1 protein-coding gene is annotated in these 1,046 nt (G+C 60.2%); it reads left to right on the top strand.

Annotated features, from left to right (window positions below; translation table 11 throughout):
* Positions 1-95 precede the first annotated feature (95 nt).
* Positions 96-1,046, top strand: coding sequence for an IS481 family transposase (locus AC1RQF_RS33330; RefSeq protein ID WP_273996553.1), 951 nt, complete (start codon positions 96-98; stop codon positions 1,044-1,046).

The following is a 1,046-nucleotide window of genomic DNA, read 5'->3' as shown; positions in this document are numbered from 1 at the left end:
TGTGAAGCTTCAATAGGTTGTATCGATGGTTCATCCGGACTGAGTCTGGGAGACTGGAAGTCGCCAAACACCCAACCTTCCAGGAACCCAGCCGGATGAACACCCATAAGAATGCCCGACTCACTTTCGCGCGTCGACTTGAGATGGTTCAGGAGATCACCGAATCCGGTTCGAGCGTGCCGCAAGCCGCAGTCGATCATGGCGTGACAGCACCGACGGTACGCAAATGGCTTGGGCGCTATCTGGTCGGCGGCGCACTCGCGCTGGCAGACGCCTCATCGAGACCGGCTCGCTCTCCACGCTCCATTGACCCGGCGACTGCCTTGTTGATCGTGGAGTTGCGCCAGCAGCGCTTGCTGCAACGTCAGATCGCTCGACAGGTGGGCGTGTCGGCCTCGACCGTCAGTCGGGTGCTGGCGCGTGCCGGACTGTCCCGGTTGAGCGACCTGCAACCAAGAGAGCCGGTTCAGCGTTACGAACACGAGGCACCGGGCGACTTGCTGCACATCGACATCAAGAAGCTCGGCCGTATCGCGCGTCCTGGCCATCGTGTGACCGGCAATCGGCGCGATACGGTCGATGGTGTTGGCTGGGAGTATCTGTTCGTCGCCGTGGACGACCATGCCCGGATTGCCTACACAGCAATGCATCCAGACGAGACGAAAGGGAGTGCCGTGAAATTCCTGCGCGATGCCGTGGCTTGGTACGCTGGACTTGGCGTGCGTGTGCGCCGATTGCTAACCGACAACGGTTCGGCGTTCCGTTCACATGAGTTTGCTCGGACCTGTCAGGAACTGGAGATCCGGCACAAATTTACACGGGCGTACCGTCCTCAGACCAACGGCAAGGCCGAACGCTTCATCCAGTCAGCGTTACGTGAGTGGGCCTACGCATGGACGTACCAAAGCTCAGCCCATCGCGTCGAAGCCCTGGCGAGTTGGCAGCATCACTACAACTGGCATCGTGCTCATAGCGCCATCGGCGGCGTTGCGCCGATGGCCAGACTTCCCGTATCGAGAAACAACCTCTTGACGCTTCACAGCTAG

It is taken from the genome of Burkholderia sp. GW821-FHT14F03, assembly GCF_058803765.1.
Note: the sequence above shows the minus strand (reverse complement) of the source record. Positions and strands in the feature narration are given on the sequence as shown.